Origin of the sequence: Citrobacter sp. Cpo012, assembly GCF_030333015.1 — a bacterium.
GTDB classification, from domain to species: domain Bacteria; phylum Pseudomonadota; class Gammaproteobacteria; order Enterobacterales; family Enterobacteriaceae; genus Citrobacter; species Citrobacter portucalensis.
The window spans coordinates 100,455-117,352 of sequence record NZ_JAOWGR010000036.1 but is presented as its reverse complement, the minus strand read 5'-3'; the positions used below and the strand labels follow the sequence as shown (position 1 = coordinate 117,352).

Here is a 16,898-nt window from a genome sequence, read left to right as displayed (position 1 = left end):
GTCGCGATAGAACCGGGCAGCGCTGCCGCCCGGTCAGAGATTTACTGTTGCGGACTGTCTGCATCTTTCGCGTCAAGCACGACTTCTTCCGGACGCAGCAGGCTGATAACTTTGAAAATCAGGCTCAGACAGACACCAACGATGGTCGCCAGCGCCATGCCTTTCAGCTCTGCGGCACCGATGTGAACTTTCGCGCCACTTACGCCGATGATCAAAATAACCGAGGTCAGGATCAGGTTCTGCGCCTTGTTATAGTCAACCTTCGACTCGATCAGTACGCGAATACCAGAAGCACCAATCACACCGTACAGCAGCAGTGATACGCCGCCCATAACCGGCAGTGGAATGATTTGGATCGCCGCCGCCAGTTTACCCACGCAGGAGAGCAGAATGGCGAAAATTGCCGCACCGCCGATAACCCAGGTACTGTAAACGCGGGTAATCGCCATTACGCCGATGTTTTCGCCGTACGTGGTGTTCGGCGTAGAGCCGAAGAAACCAGAGATTACCGTAGACAGACCGTTGGCAAACATAGAACGATGCAAGCCAGGATCGCGAATCAAATCTTTTTTCACGATATTCGCCGTCACCACCAGATGCCCGACGTGTTCAGCGATGACCACCAGCGCCGCTGGCAGGATGGTCAGAATGGCAACCCACTCAAAACGCGGCGTGTAGAACGTCGGCAGCGCGAACCAGTGGGCCTGCGCAATCGGCGTAGTGTCCACAACGCCCATCACGAAGGAGAGCGCATAACCGGCCAGCACCCCGATCAGAATCGGGATAATCGCCATAAAACCGCGGAACAATACGGAACCAAAGACCGTTACCGCCAGCGTTACCATAGAAATGATGATGGTTTTTGAATCCGGTAATTGCCCTTCAGCAGGCAGTAACCCCGCCATGCCTGCAGCAACGCCAGCCAGCTCCAGACCGATGACGGCAACGATTGCGCCCATCGCCGCAGGCGGGAACATGACATCCAGCCAGCCGGTTCCTGCCTTCTTAACAATGAAAGAAACCAGGCAGAACAAGACGCCGCACATAATGAAACCGCCCAGCGCCACTTCATACCCTAACGGCAGCAGCAGCAGTACCGGGGAAATAAAGGCAAAGCTGGAACCCAGATATGCGGGAATTTTACCCTTACAAATAAAGAGATACAGCAACGTACCAATGCCGTTAAACAGCAGAACGGTAGCCGGGTTGATGTGGAACAGGACTGGCACCAGTACCGTTGCGCCAAACATGGCGAACAGGTGCTGCAAACTAAGCGGGATTGTCTGTAAAAGCGGCGGTCTTTCACTCACCCCGATAGCACGGCGCGTCATAGTGTTTTCCTCTGAGTGTTGTTTGTTATTAGCCATTGGGTTGTTTTATTCAAAAAAAAGCCGACTCTTAAAGTCGGCTTCTTTTCACTTATTCGTTTACTTAGTACCAAAAATCTTATCGCCGGCATCGCCGAGCCCCGGAATAATGTATCCGTGCTCGTTCAGTCCCTGATCGATGGAGGCGGTGTACAGCTCCACATCCGGGTGCGCTTTTTCCAGTGCCGCGATACCTTCCGGTGCCGCAACCAGGACCAGCACTTTAATGCTGGTGCAGCCTGCATTTTTCAGCAGATCGATAGTGGCGATAACAGAGCCGCCGGTTGCCAGCATTGGGTCAACGATCAGCGCCATACGCTCATCGATGTTAGAAACCAGCTTCTGGAAATACGGAACCGGCTCCAGCGTCTCTTCGTTACGGTACATACCAACAACGCTGATACGCGCGCTCGGAACGTTTTCCAGAACGCCTTCCATCATGCCCAGACCCGCACGCAGGATAGGCACAACGGTGATTTTTTTGCCTTTGATTTGGTCAACTTCAACTGGACCGTTCCAGCCTTCAATGGTCACCTTTTCGGTTTCCAGACCAGCGGTTGCTTCATAAGTCAGCAGACTGCCAACTTCCGAGGCGAGTTCACGAAAGCGTTTAGTGCTGATGTCGTTTTCACGCATCAGTCCCAGCTTGTGTTTGACGAGTGGGTGTTTGACTTCCACGATCTTCATACTCTTCTCCTTTCCTCAGACGAATGGCAACCACAAAAAAAATCGCCGGATTATACCGCTTTTCCTCTCTGGCGCAACACTGCATACGCTTGATATGGATCAACCAAAGTCATTTGCGTCTGAATGATGAGTATAAAACAAGCCCCGCACTGATGGCGGGGCTTGCTGTCAAAGCTATGAATTTCAAAGATATTCAGCATTGGTCTGGATGACTTTTTGATACCATGAAAAAGATTTTTTAGGTGAGCGCGTTAATGTCCCGCTACCGTCATTATTTTTATCGACATAGATAAACCCGTAGCGTTTTTTCATCTCCCCTGTCCCGGCAGAGACTAAATCAATGCAGCCCCACGGGGTATATCCCATCAGATCCACGCCATCTTCCACCACCGCTTTTTTCATCTCACGTATGTGGGCGGCAAGGTAGTCGATACGGTACTGGTCGTTAACTGTACCATCGTCCTCGCGCACATCAATGGCGCCAAACCCATTCTCCACAATAAATAGTGGCAGCTGATAATGATCCCAGAACCAGTTCAGTGAATAACGAAGGCCAACCGGATCAATCTGCCAGCCCCAGTCAGATTTCTGCACGTACGGGTTGGAAACCAGGCTTTTCGACTCGTCGTAATCCAGCTGTGGGTTGTCCGCCGTTGCCTGGGTTGCGAAAGACATATAATAGCTAAAGCCGATGTAATCAACGCAGCCCTCGGTCAGCGCCTGACGGTCTTCCTCGGTGATATCCAGTTCAAAGCCACGGCGGGTAAAGTAGTTGAGAAGATGCCGCGGGTATTTGCCGCGAACATGGACGTCAGTAAACCAGTAACGCCGGTGCATGGCATTCATCGCCATCATCATATCGTCTGGCGCGCAGGTCAGCGGATAGATTGGACACATGGCAATCATGCACCCTATCTGTAATTCCGGGTTAATCTCACGCGCGACCTTTACCGCCAGCGCGCTTGCCACCAGCTCATAGTGCGCCGCCTGGTACATGACCGGCTCGCGGTCTTCGCCAGGCTGGTATTTCAGACCAGAGTTAGTAAAGGGCGCGAAATCTTCGTGATAATTTGCCTGGTTGTTAATCTCATTAAACGTCATCCAGTACTTCACTTTGTGCTGGTAACGAGTGAATACCACCCTGGCAAAACGGACAAAGAAATCGATAAGCTTGCGGTTGCGCCAGCCGCCGTACTCCGTCACCAGATGGTAAGGCATCTCAAAATGCGACAGCGTAATCACCGGCTCAATGCCGTATTTCAGGCATTCGTCAAACAGGTCATCATAGAACTGTAGGCCAGACTCATTGGGTTGTTCTTCATCGCCGAAGGGGAAAATACGTGTCCAGGCAATAGAGGTGCGAAAACATTTAAACCCCATTTCGGCAAACAGCTTTATGTCGTCTTTATAGCGATGATAAAAATCGATGGCCTCGTGGTTAGGGTAATTTTTACCGGCAATCACACCGTCGGTAATTTCACGCGCCACACCATGCGCTCCCGCGGTCATGACATCGGCAACGCTGACGCCTTTTCCGCCCTCCTGCCAGCCACCTTCCAGTTGATGAGCAGCGACAGCACCACCCCACATGAAATCTGCTTTAAATCCTGACATACCCTTCCCCTATCGTGATGACTCTGCGCAAAACGCTGTCGATGAGGTCCGCAACAGAAAACAGAAACCGGTTTCAGTACGATACTGTGCATTCGGCTAACAGGATTCAAGCACAAGACTGTACCCGGTTTCATTTTCGTGGCGCAGCTCAAACAAATAGATAAATGATTGTAAAATGCTGAAAAAACCAGCAGATAAAACTTGATGCAGAGCAGGCTCGCAAACGTTTGCTTTCCCTGTTAGAATTGCGCCGAATTTAACTTTTACTGCAAGTAAACATGTGGGGAAGCAGGCAGTGACCGATAAAACCTCTCTTAGCTACAAAGATGCCGGTGTTGATATTGATGCAGGTAATGCTCTGGTTGATCGAATCAAAGGCGTAGTAAAGAAAACTCGTCGTCCGGAAGTTATGGGTGGTCTGGGTGGCTTCGGTGCGCTGTGCGCATTGCCGCAAAAATATCGTGAACCGGTACTGGTTTCCGGCACTGATGGCGTTGGTACAAAACTGCGTCTGGCGATGGATCTGAAACGCCACGACACTATCGGCATTGACCTCGTCGCAATGTGCGTCAACGACCTCGTGGTTCAGGGCGCTGAGCCGCTGTTCTTCCTCGACTACTATGCAACCGGCAAACTGGATGTGGACACCGCAGCCAGCGTCATTAACGGGATTGCCGAAGGCTGCCTGCAGTCTGGCTGTGCGCTGGTCGGTGGGGAAACAGCTGAAATGCCGGGGATGTACCACGGCGAAGATTACGACGTGGCAGGTTTCTGCGTTGGCGTCGTCGAAAAATCAGAGATTATCGACGGTTCAAAAGTGGCTGACGGTGACGTACTGATTGCGCTCGGCTCCAGCGGCCCGCACTCCAACGGCTACTCTCTGGTGCGTAAAATTGTAGAAGTCAGCGGTTGTGACCCAGAAACCACCGAGCTTGAAGGCAAGCCGCTGGCCGATCACTTACTGGCCCCTACCCGCATTTACGTGAAATCCATTCTGGAACTGATCGAGAAGGTTGATGTGCACGCCATTGCCCACCTGACCGGCGGCGGCTTCTGGGAAAATATTCCACGCGTTCTGCCAGACAACACGCAGGCAGTGATCGACGAATCTTCATGGCAGTGGCCAGCCGTCTTCAACTGGCTGCAAACGGCGGGTAACGTCAGCCAGCATGAGATGTATCGCACCTTTAACTGCGGTGTAGGTATGGTTATCGCCCTGCCAGCTCCGGAAGTGGACAAAGCCCTTGCTTTGCTCAATGAGAAAGGTGAAAACGCATGGAAAATCGGTATCATCAAAGCTTCTGATTCCGAACAGCGTGTGGTCATTGAATGAAAAACATTGTGGTGCTCATTTCCGGCAACGGAAGCAATTTGCTGGCGATAATCGACGCCTGCGAACAGAAAAAAATCAATGGCACCATACGTGCAGTATTCAGTAACAAGGCCGATGCGTTCGGCCTTGAGCGCGCACGCGAAGCGAATATTCCGGCACACTCGCTGGAAGCCGCCCAGTTTGCCAGTCGCGAAGCATTCGACCGCCAACTGATACAAGAGATTGACGCCTATGCACCCGATGTCGTGGTGCTGGCCGGTTATATGCGTATCCTCAGCCCGGCGTTTGTCGCTCACTATGCTGAACGATTGCTGAATATCCACCCGTCTTTATTGCCGAAGTATCCCGGCCTGCATACGCACCGCCAGGTACTGGAAAACGGCGATGAAGAACATGGTACCTCAGTCCATTTCGTGACGGATGAGTTGGACGGCGGACCGGTCATTCTCCAGGCCAAAGTCCCAGTATTTGAAGGCGACAGCGAAGATGACGTCACGGCACGGGTTCAGGCTCAGGAACATACCATTTACCCGCTGGTGGTAAGCTGGTTTATCGACGGTCGCCTGAAGATGCGTGATAACGCTGCTTGGCTGGATGGCGTTCGTTTGCCGCCACAAGGCTACGCCGCCGACGAATAATAAAAAAACCAACCTGTAAGCCGAATGTCACCATCCGGCTTACAGGCATAACTACCTTTTCCGGTTAATACCACCGGTATTCATCTACGCTCCCCCTTTCTCTTTGCTATCAGACGGTTTATTGTCATATTTTTCTGGCACAGTTGGACATCTGAGAGCAATGCTCGCCATAATAAATCGGTAGTGTCCCGTGAATGAAACGGAGTAAAAGTGGTAATGGGTCAGGAAAAGCTATACATCGAGAAAGAACTCAGCTGGTTAGCGTTCAACGAACGTGTACTCCAGGAAGCTGCTGATAAGTCAAACCCGTTGATCGAACGGATGCGTTTCTTAGGTATCTATTCCAATAATCTCGACGAGTTTTATAAGGTTCGTTTTGCCGAACTGAAGCGCCGAATCATTATTAGCGAAGAACAGGGTTCAAACTCTCACTCCCGCCATTTGTTAGGCAAAATCCAGGCCCGCGTATTAAAAGCCGATCAGGAATTTGACGGCCTGTACAACGAGTTGCTGTTGGAAATGGCGCGCAATCAGATTTTCTTAATCAACGAACGCCAGTTGTCGGTCAATCAGCAAAGCTGGTTGCGTCATTACTTCAAGCAATATCTTCGCCAGCACATCACGCCGATCCTGATTAACCGCGAGACGGATTTAGTCCAGTTTTTGAAAGATGACTACACCTATCTGGCGGTAGAAATTATCCGTGGCGATACGATCCGCTACGCGCTGCTGGAAATTCCTTCCGACAAGGTTCCTCGTTTTGTGAATCTGCCGCCGGAAACCCCGCGCCGTCGCAAACCGATGATCCTGCTGGACAACATCTTACGTTACTGCCTTGACGACATTTTCAAAGGGTTCTTTGACTACGATGCACTGAACGCCTATTCGATGAAAATGACCCGTGACGCCGAATACGATTTGGTGCACGAGATGGAATCGAGCCTGATGGAGCTTATGTCATCCAGCCTGAAACAGCGTCTGACCGCAGAACCTGTACGTTTTGTCTATCAGCGTGACATGCCCAATGCACTGGTCGAAGTTCTGCGTGAAAAACTGACGATTTCTCGCTACGACTCGATTGTTCCCGGCGGGCGTTACCATAACTTCAAAGACTTTATTAACTTCCCTAACGTTGGCAAAGCTAACCTGGTGAACAAACCGCTGCCGCGTCTGCGCCATATCTGGTTCGACAACGAGAAGTTTCGTAACGGCTTTGACGCCGTTCGCGAACGCGACGTGCTGCTGTATTACCCCTATCACACCTTTGAGCACGTTCTTGAACTGCTGCGCCAGGCCTCTTTCGACCCGAGCGTGCTGGCTATAAAGATCAACATCTACCGTGTGGCAAAAGATTCACGCATCATAGATTCAATGATCCATGCCGCGCACAACGGTAAGAAAGTCACCGTGGTGGTGGAATTGCAGGCCCGCTTCGATGAAGAAGCCAACATCCATTGGGCCAAGCGTCTTACCGAAGCAGGCGTTCACGTCATCTTCTCCGCGCCAGGACTGAAAATTCACGCCAAACTGTTCCTTATCTCGCGTAAAGAAGGTGATGAAGTCGTGCGCTATGCGCATATCGGGACGGGGAACTTCAACGAAAAAACGGCACGCCTGTATACCGACTACTCGTTGCTGACCGCCGATTCGCGCATTACCAACGAAGTGCGTCGGGTGTTTAACTTCATCGAGAACCCGTATCGCCCGGTGACGTTCGATTATCTGCTGGTTTCCCCGCAGAACTCACGCCGTCTGCTGTACGCGATGATCGACAAAGAAATCGCCAACGCGCAGCAAGGACTGCCTTCCGGCATTACGCTAAAACTGAATAACCTGGTTGATAAAGGTCTGGTTGACCGCCTCTATGCGGCCTCAAGCTCAGGTGTGCCGGTCAATTTGTTGATTCGTGGTATGTGTTCTTTGATTCCGAATCTGGAAGGTATCAGCGACAATATTCGCGTTATCAGCATCGTTGATCGCTATCTTGAACATGATCGGGTCTATATCTTCGAGAACGGGGGTGACAAGCAGGTGTATCTCTCCTCCGCAGACTGGATGACCAGGAATATCGACTATCGTATCGAAGTCGCCACGCCGCTGCTGGACCCGCGTCTTAAGCAACGCGTGCTGGATATTATCGATATCCTGTTCAGCGACACGGTGAAAGCCCGCTTTATTGATAAAGAACTGAGTAATCGCTACGTACCGCGCGGAAACCGCCGTAAGGTTCAGTCACAATTGGCGATTTACGATTACATCAAATCACTCGAGCAACCTGACTAAAGATATGCCAATACAAGACAAGACTCCACGACCGCAGGAATTTGCTGCGGTCGACCTTGGTTCAAACAGTTTCCATATGGTCATTGCCCGCGTGGTTGATGGCGCAATGCAAATTATTGGGCGACTGAAACAACGCGTACATCTGGCGGATGGCCTCGGCGAAGATAACAAGCTGAGCGAAGAGGCCATGGAGCGCGGGCTAAGCTGTTTATCACTGTTCGCCGAACGTTTGCAGGGGTTTCCTCCATCAAGCGTATGTATCGTGGGAACCCATACTTTGCGTCAGGCACTGAATGCGACTGATTTTCTCAAGCGAGCGGAAAAAGTCATCCCCTACCCAATTGAGATTATTTCCGGCAACGAAGAAGCCCGATTGATCTTTATGGGCGTTGAACATACGCAGCCGGAAAAAGGTCGCAAGCTGGTTATCGATATCGGCGGCGGCTCAACAGAACTGGTGATCGGAGAAGATTTCGAGCCTAAACTGGTCGAAAGCCGCCGTATGGGTTGCGTCAGCTTTGCCCAGATGTATTTCCCGCGCGGTGTAATTAACCGCGAAAACTTCCAGCGTGCCCGCATGGCGGCTGCGCAAAAGCTCGAAACCTTAACCTGGCAGTTTCGCATTCAGGGCTGGAACGTTGCGCTGGGCGCATCGGGCACCATTAAAGCAGCCCATGAAGTGCTGCTGGAGATGGGTGAAAAAGACGGTTTTATCACCCCCGAACGTCTGGACAAGCTGACATCTGAAGTGTTGAAGCACGCGTCATTTGATGCGCTCAGCTTGCCTGGGTTGTCAGAAGAAAGAAAAGCAGTGTTTGTACCCGGACTCGCGATTCTGTGCGGCGTTTTTGACGCGTTAGCTATTCGCGAACTTCGCCTTTCTGATGGTGCGTTACGTGAAGGCGTGCTGTACGAGATGGAAGGCCGTTTTCGCCACCAGGATGTTCGTAGCCGTACCGCCAGCAGCCTGGCGAACCAGTACAACATTGACAGCGAACAGGCCCGGCGCGTACTAGAAACAACGATGCAAATGTACGACCAGTGGCATACGCAGCAGCCAAAGCTGGCCAATCCCCAACTGGAAGCGTTACTGCGTTGGGCAGCAATGCTGCATGAGGTTGGGCTGAACATCAACCACAGCGGTCTGCATCGCCACTCTGCGTATATCTTACAAAACAGCGATCTGCCTGGTTTCAATCAGGAACAACAGCTGATGATGGCAACATTAGTTCGTTATCATCGCAAAGCGATTAAGCTCGACGACTTGCCCCGCTTTACGCTGTTTAAGAAGAAACAGTTTCTGCCGTTAATTCAGCTGCTGCGCCTGGGCGTGCTGTTGAATAATCAGCGTCAGGCGACCACCACACCGCCGACTTTGACCCTGATAACCGACGACAGCCACTGGACCTTACGCTTCCCGCATGACTGGTTTAGCCAAAATGCGCTGGTGCTGCTCGATCTGGAGAAAGAGCAGCAATACTGGGAAGCCGTAACAGGCTGGCGACTCAAAATTGAAGAAGAGAGCTCACCCGATATCGCCGCATAAGATCTCAGCAGGTGTCAGTTCATCTGGCACCTGCTTTTCCAGAGTTTCATTCAACGGCAGTGGCTCACCAATCAGATACCCCTGCATGTAATCAATCCCCAGCGAAATCACCGCACTGCGTATTTCTTCGCTTTCGACGTACTCCGCAACCACCAGCATTCTTTTCATCCGCGCCAGATGGCAAATAGAGGCCACGATTTGGTAGTCGAGGCTGTTCGAAACAATATTGCGAATAAAGCTACCGTCAATTTTCAGGATATCGGCATTCACATTTTTCAGCCGCGCATAGCTGGCATACCCAGTACCAAAATCATCAATCGCAATCTGACAGCCCAGTGATTGCAGCTGCAGCAACGTTGCCTGTGCCTGTTCCGCATTGGTCAAGGCATTGCTTTCCGTCACTTCAAAGATAAGTTGCCATGCTTCAACCTTGTACTTATTCAGTAACTGATTGATGTCATTAGGAAGTCGCGCGCGACATACTGAGGTGGGTGATAAGTTGATAGCAAACCGGTGGGCGGGCATTTTTTCCCGATTCTGCGCCATAAATTTCAACGTATTTTCAATCACCCACAGATCGATACGGGAGGACAAACCAAACTCATGGGCTACCGGCAAGAAGTTATCAGGGGCAATAGTTTCACCGTCATCCCCCTCAAGCCGCAGGAGGATTTCGTGATAAACGTCGCCACGCACGCCAAAAATCGGCTGCGCCTCCAGGAAAAAGCGATTGTTCTCCAGTGCCTGCTGAATACGGTTCATCATCGCAACTTTATCTTTCAGGTCGCGTTGCAGGTGCATCACACCACGCCGCTGCAAATTCTCTGGTGAATTGGTTGCCAGCGATAATTCGGCAATGGTACTTAACTCTCCCAGCAACAAATAGATATGGTTAACAGGAGAACGGACATAGCAAAAGCTGATCCCAACCTGCGGTTGCAAAGGCATTCCGTCCCAAACAAAACGAAACTGCTTGATATGCCTGTCCAGTGCTTCAATGCGTTCCTGGTGTAGCTCAGTGTTAAAACGCAGGATTAAATCATTACCTGACAATTGATAGACATGCTCATCCTGTTCAAGCAACGGTGTTATCCACTGAGCCAGTTTTTGCTTGTACTGGATACGCAGCATAATGCCGTAATTTTTCACCAGCAGCTCCATGCCCGGAACACCCAAAAAGCAAAGCACTGACCATGGCGCGTTTTTCAAATCCCGGTTCAAAGCGCGCAAATTCGGAATATGCACCATAGGGTCAAAGAAGGCCAGGCGATGGTTGCGCCGGGTAACAAAACGTTGACGCGTTGCCAGGACAGCAATGAAATTCACGATGAAGGAAAAAACCAGATAACTTGATGAGGTAATGGCAAGCTGCGTATCGTAACCCGAATACCATGGCATATAGCGCTGATAATAATGAATTGCGGTAATAAGTACGACCGCCCATATCAACGAAATAAATCTATAACCGTAACGCATTGCCCCCCAAAGCATGACGGGAAGTAACAGTGACAAGGTATAATTCGTGCTAAATATTGAGCTTTGTTCATTGAGCGGCATACACAACATTGCCATTAGCACAGTCAATATAATCAACCAGACCGCAAACTCTGTTTTAGTCACTTTGGTATCAAACTGCTGCTTTAACTGAGAAAAATAGCCTCTCAGATGCAAGGGGTTGCGAATTGTTCGAATGATGAAATAACACAGTGGCACACCTACAAGATTCCCCGCGAGTATGGACTGATAGTTGATCAATGTGCCTGTATTGAAGGGCATAACGCCCACCATGCCGGATTTGCTTTCATAAACACCCACAAATGCAGCAAACTGGAAGAGTATCAGAAACAGCGTTGCCGGGCAGAAGACCTGCCAGAACATACGCTGAAACATCAGGTGAGAATCACCGTGGGAAACGTTGTTTCGTCGGGGAGAAAATACTTTATATCCTCCCCAGCTAAGCACGATTGTAACTATAAAGTGCGAAATTATTGAAAGTGTTTCAAATAACCCGACCTGCGGATATTTGTACCAGATAATGGAAATGATAATACCTGGCAATGCCGCCCAGCCAAAAAAAAGCATCAGGCTAATCATCAGCGCTAACGGCAGGTAGAAAAGAATTACGGTCCCCGTACTAATATGGGCATAGGTGGTGGCAGTGCTCAATATAGGCAACAACAAAGAAGGTAAGATGAGAGGTAATGCCCACCATCTATCTCTAATACCAATATAATTTTTATTGAGTTTCATAGATGCTCAGTAGAATCCCACACATCCTGTAGGGGGGTATTCAGACAGGCATCCCACCTGACTTTAAAACGATAAAGTAAAATACATCACAATGATTCATCGATTTTAGTTGTCAGCAAAGTGTGATGCTTGATACATATCAAAAAACATGCCCCTCATTCATCAATTATTACTCTTTTCATTATTTTTTATCGTTAATACATTATTCATGCAAATAATAATATTAATTTCCATAACATAAGAAGATAAAACAACTGAAGCAATTTTACATAAGGAAGAATTGACCATTCCCTCTCAGTATGCCTTAATGTGAGTATTGCCCTCAGTTGGGTACACTACAAGGAACCTTTTGTGAGCCAGGTTACCAGCCTACGCAAACGACACCGATTTAACAGTCGCATGATCCGGATCGTACTGCTTATCAGCTTTCTCTTCTTCTTCGGACGCTTCGTCTACTCCGCCATTGGTGCGTGGCATCACCACCAGGACAAAAAAGAATCTCAGCAGACCACTCAGCCGCAACAGACAGATCCTGCACAAACCGACGAACATTGATCGCTCGCGCCTGTGATACCCCCAGCATTAAGATTCCTTACCGGATGGCTAATCGCCTGACATTTAACCATCCGGTAAGGGATTTGAGTGACGAAACTTTACACACATCCCCCCTCTCCCGCTTAATTATCAGATAATCGGCCGTATTTTTCGCACAAATGCACAATCTTTTCATCCCACTTCACCGCACCATTCGCGCTGATTTTTACGTTCCGGTTTAGCGGACATAAAAAGACAAACAGTGCTCAAATAAACGCTAATTAATATCACCAGCAAATATCACTGACGCAAGCATTTATATTTCGCATGAAAATTAAATAGTTATTTGAATTGTTATCATTTTTAAATTCTACAGGGTAATACCATGAGTGGTTTTTTATTATTCCCGAAAATAAGAAGCGGCCTTGAGTGGATCGCCGGGCACAGCGATGCTGTCATTCAATTCGGCTGGAATATCGTTGCCGCCGTGATCTTATTGTTTATCGGTAAATTTATCGCTCGTCTGCTCTCTCGTGGGCTGGAAAAGTTACTGCTTAAACGTAAAGTCGACAGAACGATCATTCAGTTCTTCACCGCGCTGGTACGTTACATTACCCTCGCCTTTTCCGTCGTCGCCGCATTAGGTCGCATCGGTATTGAAACATCCTCCATTATTGCCGTCATCGGTGCCGCCGGACTAGCCATTGGCCTCGCGTTACAAAGCTCGCTTTCCAACTTTGCCGCTGGCGTGCTGTTGGTTTCCCTGCGGCCTTTTCGCGCCGGAGAAGTAGTGCAGATTGGTGCAGTCACCGGAACAGTAGAAAAGGTGCACATCTTCTCCACCACCCTGCTAACCGCGGACAGCAAAGAAGTTGTGATTCCAAACGGTAAGATCATCGCTGACAACATCATTAACTATTCCCGTCACCCTTTTCGTCGTATCGATCTGGTGATTGGTGTGGGTTATCAGAGTCGGATTGCAGAGGTTAAGCAAGTTATTAATCACATTATCGAGCAGGACAGCCGCATCGATAAGCAACGTGGGGTAACCGTTCGTCTGGGCGAACTGGGCGCTTCAGCGTTGAATTTTTACGTGCGCGTATGGGTGCCCAATATCGAATACTGGAATACCTATTACGATCTGCTGGAAAACATTAAAGAGGCGCTGGACGCCAACCACATCGACCTACCCTATCCACAGATGGATGTGCGTATTCAGCATGTCGCACCTCAGCAACAGTCTCAGCTGCAACTGGTCGATTAGCGTACTTTCCTGCAGAACATGCGCCTGAAGTATTTGCTGAAATGCGTGCAATAAAAAACCCTCTGTAAACAGAGGGTTTTCTGCATATTACCGGTTCAAAAACCGCTAACGGAAAGGGATATTATTCCCACTCAATGGTAGCTGGCGGCTTACCGCTGATGTCATACACCACGCGGGAAATACCGTTCACTTCGTTGATAATGCGGTTAGAGACGCGGCCTAAGAAGTCATACGGCAGGTGTGCCCAGTGCGCGGTCATAAAGTCGATGGTTTCTACCGCACGCAGGGAAACAACCCAGTCGTACTTGCGGCCATCGCCCATCACACCAACGGAACGAACCGGCAGGAACACGGTGAACGCCTGACTTACCTTGTTGTACAGGTCAGCTTTGTGCAGCTCTTCAATGAAGATAGCATCCGCGCGACGCAGCAGGTCGCAGTACTCTTTCTTCACTTCGCCAAGCACACGTACGCCCAGACCCGGTCCCGGGAACGGGTGACGGTACAGCATGTCGTACGGCAGGCCCAGCTCCAGACCAATCTTACGCACTTCGTCTTTGAACAGCTCACGCAGCGGCTCAACCAGACCCATCTTCATCTCTTTCGGCAAACCGCCCACGTTGTGGTGAGATTTGATAACGTGCGCTTTACCGGTGGCTGATGCCGCGGATTCGATCACGTCCGGGTAGATGGTGCCCTGCGCCAGCCACTTAACGTCTTCCAGCTTCAGCGCTTCTTCATCAAATACTTCCACGAATACGCGGCCAATGATTTTACGTTTAGCTTCTGGGTCGTTCTCGCCTTTCAGCGCGTCCAGGAAACGCTTTTCGCCTTCCACGTGAACGATGTTCAGGCCAAAGTGGTCGCCGAACATATCCATCACCTGCTGAGCTTCGTTGAGACGCAGCAGACCGTTGTCGACGAACACGCAGGTCAGGTTTTTGCCGATTGCACGGTGCAGCAGCATCGCGGTCACGGAGGAGTCAACGCCGCCGGACAGACCAAGGATAACTTTATCATTGCCAACCTGCTCACGAATGCGGGCAACGGCGTCATCGATAATTTTTGCCGGCGTCCACAGCGCTTCACACTGGCAGATGTCGCGCACAAAACGCTCCAGCATGCGCATGCCCTGACGGGTGTGGGTAACTTCCGGGTGGAACTGCACGCCGTAGAAGCGTTTTTCTTCGTGCGCCATGATAGCGAACGGGCAGCTGTCGGTGCTGGCAACGGTCACGAAACCTTCCGGAATGGCGGTCACTTTGTCGCCGTGGCTCATCCACACGTCCAGCAGCGGTTTGCCGTCTGAGGTCAGGGAGTCTTCAATACCGCGGACAAGCGCGCTGTCGGTCTGAACTTCAACCTGCGCATAGCCGAATTCACGTTCGTTAGAACCTTCAACATGGCCACCGAGTTGCATTGCCATGGTCTGCATGCCGTAGCACACGCCGAACACCGGCACGCCCGCATTGAAAACGTATTCCGGCGCACGCGGGCTGTTTTCTTCGGTGGTACTTTCCGGACCACCGGAAAGAATGATACCGCTTGGGTTGAATTCGCGAATTTGTGCTTCCGTAACATCCCATGCCCACAGTTCACAGTAGACGCCCAGTTCACGTACGCGACGTGCAACCAGCTGAGTGTACTGCGAGCCGAAATCGAGGATGAGAATGCGATGTTTATGAATATTGTCTGTCATTGACGCTAATTCCGAGGCAAGTGAAACAAATTCGCCCGGCATATAGCCGGGCGCGGAAACTTATCAGGAGCCCATGCGGTAGTTAGGGGACTCTTTGGTGATGGTCACATCGTGAACGTGACTTTCCTGAATACCCGCACCGCTGATGCGTACAAACTCTGCTTTCGTTCGCAGCGCGTCGATAGTACCACAGCCGGTCAGACCCATACAGGAGCGCAGGCCGCCCATCTGCTGGTGAATGATCTCTTTCAGGCGACCTTTATAGGCAACGCGACCTTCGATACCTTCCGGGACCAGTTTGTCAGCAGCGTTATCGCTCTGGAAGTAACGGTCAGAAGACCCTTTGGACATCGCGCCCAGAGAACCCATACCGCGGTAAGATTTGTAAGAACGGCCCTGGTACAGTTCGATTTCACCCGGGGATTCTTCAGTACCCGCCAGCATGGAGCCAACCATCACTGCGGCAGCACCAGCAGCAATCGCTTTAGCGATGTCGCCGGAGAAACGAATACCGCCGTCGGCGATAACCGGAATACCGGTGCCTTCCAGCGCTTCAACGGCATCAGAAACGGCAGTGATCTGCGGAACACCGACGCCGGTCACGATACGGGTAGTACAGATGGAGCCAGGGCCGATACCCACTTTAACTGCGCTGCAACCAGCTTCAGCAAGCGCGCGAGCACCTGCGCCCGTAGCAACGTTACCGCCGATGATCTGCAGGTCAGGATATTTAGCGCGAGTTTCACGGATACGCTGCAGAACGCCTTCAGAGTGGCCGTGAGAGGAGTCAATCAGCAGAACGTCTACGCCAGCGGCAACCAGCGCGTCTACACGCTCTTCGTTACCTGCGCCAGCACCTACCGCTGCACCAACGCGCAGACGACCATGCTCGTCTTTACAGGCGTTAGGTTTACGTTCTGCTTTCTGGAAATCTTTTACGGTGATCATACCGAGCAGGTGGAAGCTGTCATCAACAACCAGCGCTTTCTCAACGCGTTTTTCGTGCATTTTGGCAAAAACGACATCGCGCGCTTCGCCTTCACGAACGGTCACCAGACGCTCTTTTGGCGTCATATATACGCTAACCGGCTGGTTCAGGTCAGTCACAAAACGCACGTCACGGCCGGTGATGATGCCGACCAGTTCGTTATCTTCAGTCACCACCGGGTAGCCTGCAAAGCCGTTACGCTCGGTCAGTTCTTTCACTTCGCGCAGAGTAGTGGTTGGTAGTACGGTCTGTGGGTCAGTTACCACGCCAGATTCGTGTTTCTTCACGCGGCGAACTTCTTCAGCCTGGCGCTCGATGGACATGTTTTTGTGGATAAAACCGATGCCGCCTTCCTGGGCCAGGGCAATTGCCAGGCGCGCTTCCGTCACGGTGTCCATTGCTGCGGAGAGCATAGGAATGTTCAGGCGAATGGTTTTCGTCAACTGGGTGCTGAGGTCAGCAGTATTCGGCAGAACGGTAGAATGAGCGGGAACGAGGAGGACGTCGTCAAACGTCAGGGCTTCTTTTGCGATACGTAGCATGGGCAATATCTCACCTGGGAGGTTATTAAATATTGCCGCGGCATTATACAGAGCGTAACCGATTGCATCCACACTTTTTTGCAAAAAAACCTTGCGCTCCTCTGTGAGCATGTTACTTTCGACTGAATAACTTGCTGATTTAGAATTTGATCC

Annotated in this window: 12 protein-coding genes; 6 read left to right on the top strand and 6 right to left on the bottom strand. The window is 50.7% G+C overall.

The genetic code is table 11. From position 1 onward, the window contains the following. Positions 1-41 precede the first annotated feature (41 nt). From uraA to OGX90_RS07310, 3 genes are all read right to left on the bottom strand, one after another. Positions 42-1,331 carry a uracil permease gene (uraA, locus tag OGX90_RS07320; protein ID WP_003835107.1) on the bottom strand — a complete coding sequence of 430 codons (1,290 nt, stop codon included), beginning with the start codon at positions 1,329-1,331 and terminating at the stop codon, positions 42-44. A 96-nt stretch (positions 1,332-1,427) separates the two neighbouring features. After that, positions 1,428-2,054, bottom strand: coding sequence for a uracil phosphoribosyltransferase (gene upp, locus OGX90_RS07315; protein ID WP_003835110.1), 627 nt, complete (start codon positions 2,052-2,054; stop codon positions 1,428-1,430). 183 nt (positions 2,055-2,237) lie between these two features. Further along, positions 2,238-3,668 (bottom strand): 6-phospho-beta-glucosidase, encoded by a 1,431-nt coding sequence (locus OGX90_RS07310; protein WP_048224988.1) that lies wholly within the window; start codon positions 3,666-3,668, stop codon positions 2,238-2,240. 295 nt (positions 3,669-3,963) lie between these two features. Here OGX90_RS07310 and purM point away from each other — a divergent pair, with 295 nt between their 5' ends. From purM to ppx, 4 genes are all read left to right on the top strand, one after another. Beyond that, complete coding sequence (gene purM, locus OGX90_RS07305) at positions 3,964-5,001, top strand: phosphoribosylformylglycinamidine cyclo-ligase (protein WP_020996702.1); 1,038 nt, start codon at positions 3,964-3,966, stop codon at positions 4,999-5,001. Beyond that, complete coding sequence (gene purN / locus OGX90_RS07300; protein WP_286623441.1) at positions 4,998-5,639, top strand: phosphoribosylglycinamide formyltransferase; 642 nt, start codon at positions 4,998-5,000, stop codon at positions 5,637-5,639. The genes purM and purN overlap by 4 nt, the downstream gene beginning before the upstream one ends. 216 nt (positions 5,640-5,855) lie before the next feature. After that, complete coding sequence (ppk1, locus tag OGX90_RS07295; protein WP_032944192.1) at positions 5,856-7,922, top strand: polyphosphate kinase 1; 2,067 nt, start codon at positions 5,856-5,858, stop codon at positions 7,920-7,922. Between the two features lie 4 nt (positions 7,923-7,926). Next, positions 7,927-9,468 carry an exopolyphosphatase gene (gene ppx / locus OGX90_RS07290; RefSeq protein WP_286623439.1) on the top strand — a complete coding sequence of 514 codons (1,542 nt, stop codon included), beginning with the start codon at positions 7,927-7,929 and terminating at the stop codon, positions 9,466-9,468. On the opposite strand, the gene OGX90_RS07285 is transcribed toward ppx, so the two are convergent. Then, a complete protein-coding gene (locus OGX90_RS07285; RefSeq protein ID WP_286623434.1) occupies positions 9,448-11,718 on the bottom strand; it encodes a bifunctional diguanylate cyclase/phosphodiesterase in 2,271 nt (756 codons plus the stop codon). The two genes, ppx and OGX90_RS07285, sit on opposite strands and share 21 nt — an antisense overlap. A 351-nt stretch (positions 11,719-12,069) precedes the next feature. Here OGX90_RS07285 and OGX90_RS07280 point away from each other — a divergent pair, with 351 nt between their 5' ends. Continuing rightward, complete coding sequence (locus tag OGX90_RS07280; protein WP_286623431.1) at positions 12,070-12,273, top strand: YfgG family protein; 204 nt, start codon at positions 12,070-12,072, stop codon at positions 12,271-12,273. A 364-nt stretch (positions 12,274-12,637) separates the two neighbouring features. After that, complete coding sequence (gene mscS / locus OGX90_RS07275) at positions 12,638-13,516, top strand: small-conductance mechanosensitive channel MscS (protein WP_032944199.1); 879 nt, start codon at positions 12,638-12,640, stop codon at positions 13,514-13,516. Positions 13,517-13,637: 121 nt separating this feature from the next. Here the strand turns inward: mscS and guaA are convergent, their stop codons facing one another. Beyond that, positions 13,638-15,215: a glutamine-hydrolyzing GMP synthase gene (gene guaA, locus OGX90_RS07270; RefSeq protein WP_149607872.1), complete on the bottom strand. Its 1,578-nt coding sequence runs from the start codon at positions 15,213-15,215 to the stop codon at positions 13,638-13,640. A gap of 63 nt (positions 15,216-15,278) precedes the next feature. Then, the gene (gene guaB / locus OGX90_RS07265) at positions 15,279-16,745 is read right to left on the bottom strand and encodes an IMP dehydrogenase (protein WP_003037756.1); all 1,467 of its coding nucleotides are present in this window, start codon (positions 16,743-16,745) and stop codon (positions 15,279-15,281) included. Positions 16,746-16,898 lie beyond the last annotated feature (153 nt).

Bases quoted from the DNA above. Each gene is read 5' to 3' on its own strand.
- purN (WP_286623441.1), top strand. From the start codon at position 4,998: ATGAAAAACATTGTGGTGCTCATTTCCGGCAACGGAAGCAATTTGCTG.
- uraA (WP_003835107.1), bottom strand. From the start codon at position 1,331: ATGACGCGCCGTGCTATCGGGGTGAGTGAAAGACCGCCGCTTTTACAG.
- upp (WP_003835110.1), bottom strand. From the start codon at position 2,054: ATGAAGATCGTGGAAGTCAAACACCCACTCGTCAAACACAAGCTGGGA.
- OGX90_RS07310 (WP_048224988.1), bottom strand. From the start codon at position 3,668: ATGTCAGGATTTAAAGCAGATTTCATGTGGGGTGGTGCTGTCGCTGCT.
- mscS (WP_032944199.1), top strand. From the start codon at position 12,638: ATGAGTGGTTTTTTATTATTCCCGAAAATAAGAAGCGGCCTTGAGTGG.
- ppk1 (WP_032944192.1), top strand. From the start codon at position 5,856: ATGGGTCAGGAAAAGCTATACATCGAGAAAGAACTCAGCTGGTTAGCG.
- OGX90_RS07285 (WP_286623434.1), bottom strand. From the start codon at position 11,718: ATGAAACTCAATAAAAATTATATTGGTATTAGAGATAGATGGTGGGCA.
- guaA (WP_149607872.1), bottom strand. From the start codon at position 15,215: ATGACAGACAATATTCATAAACATCGCATTCTCATCCTCGATTTCGGC.
- guaB (WP_003037756.1), bottom strand. From the start codon at position 16,745: ATGCTACGTATCGCAAAAGAAGCCCTGACGTTTGACGACGTCCTCCTC.
- ppx (WP_286623439.1), top strand. From the start codon at position 7,927: ATGCCAATACAAGACAAGACTCCACGACCGCAGGAATTTGCTGCGGTC.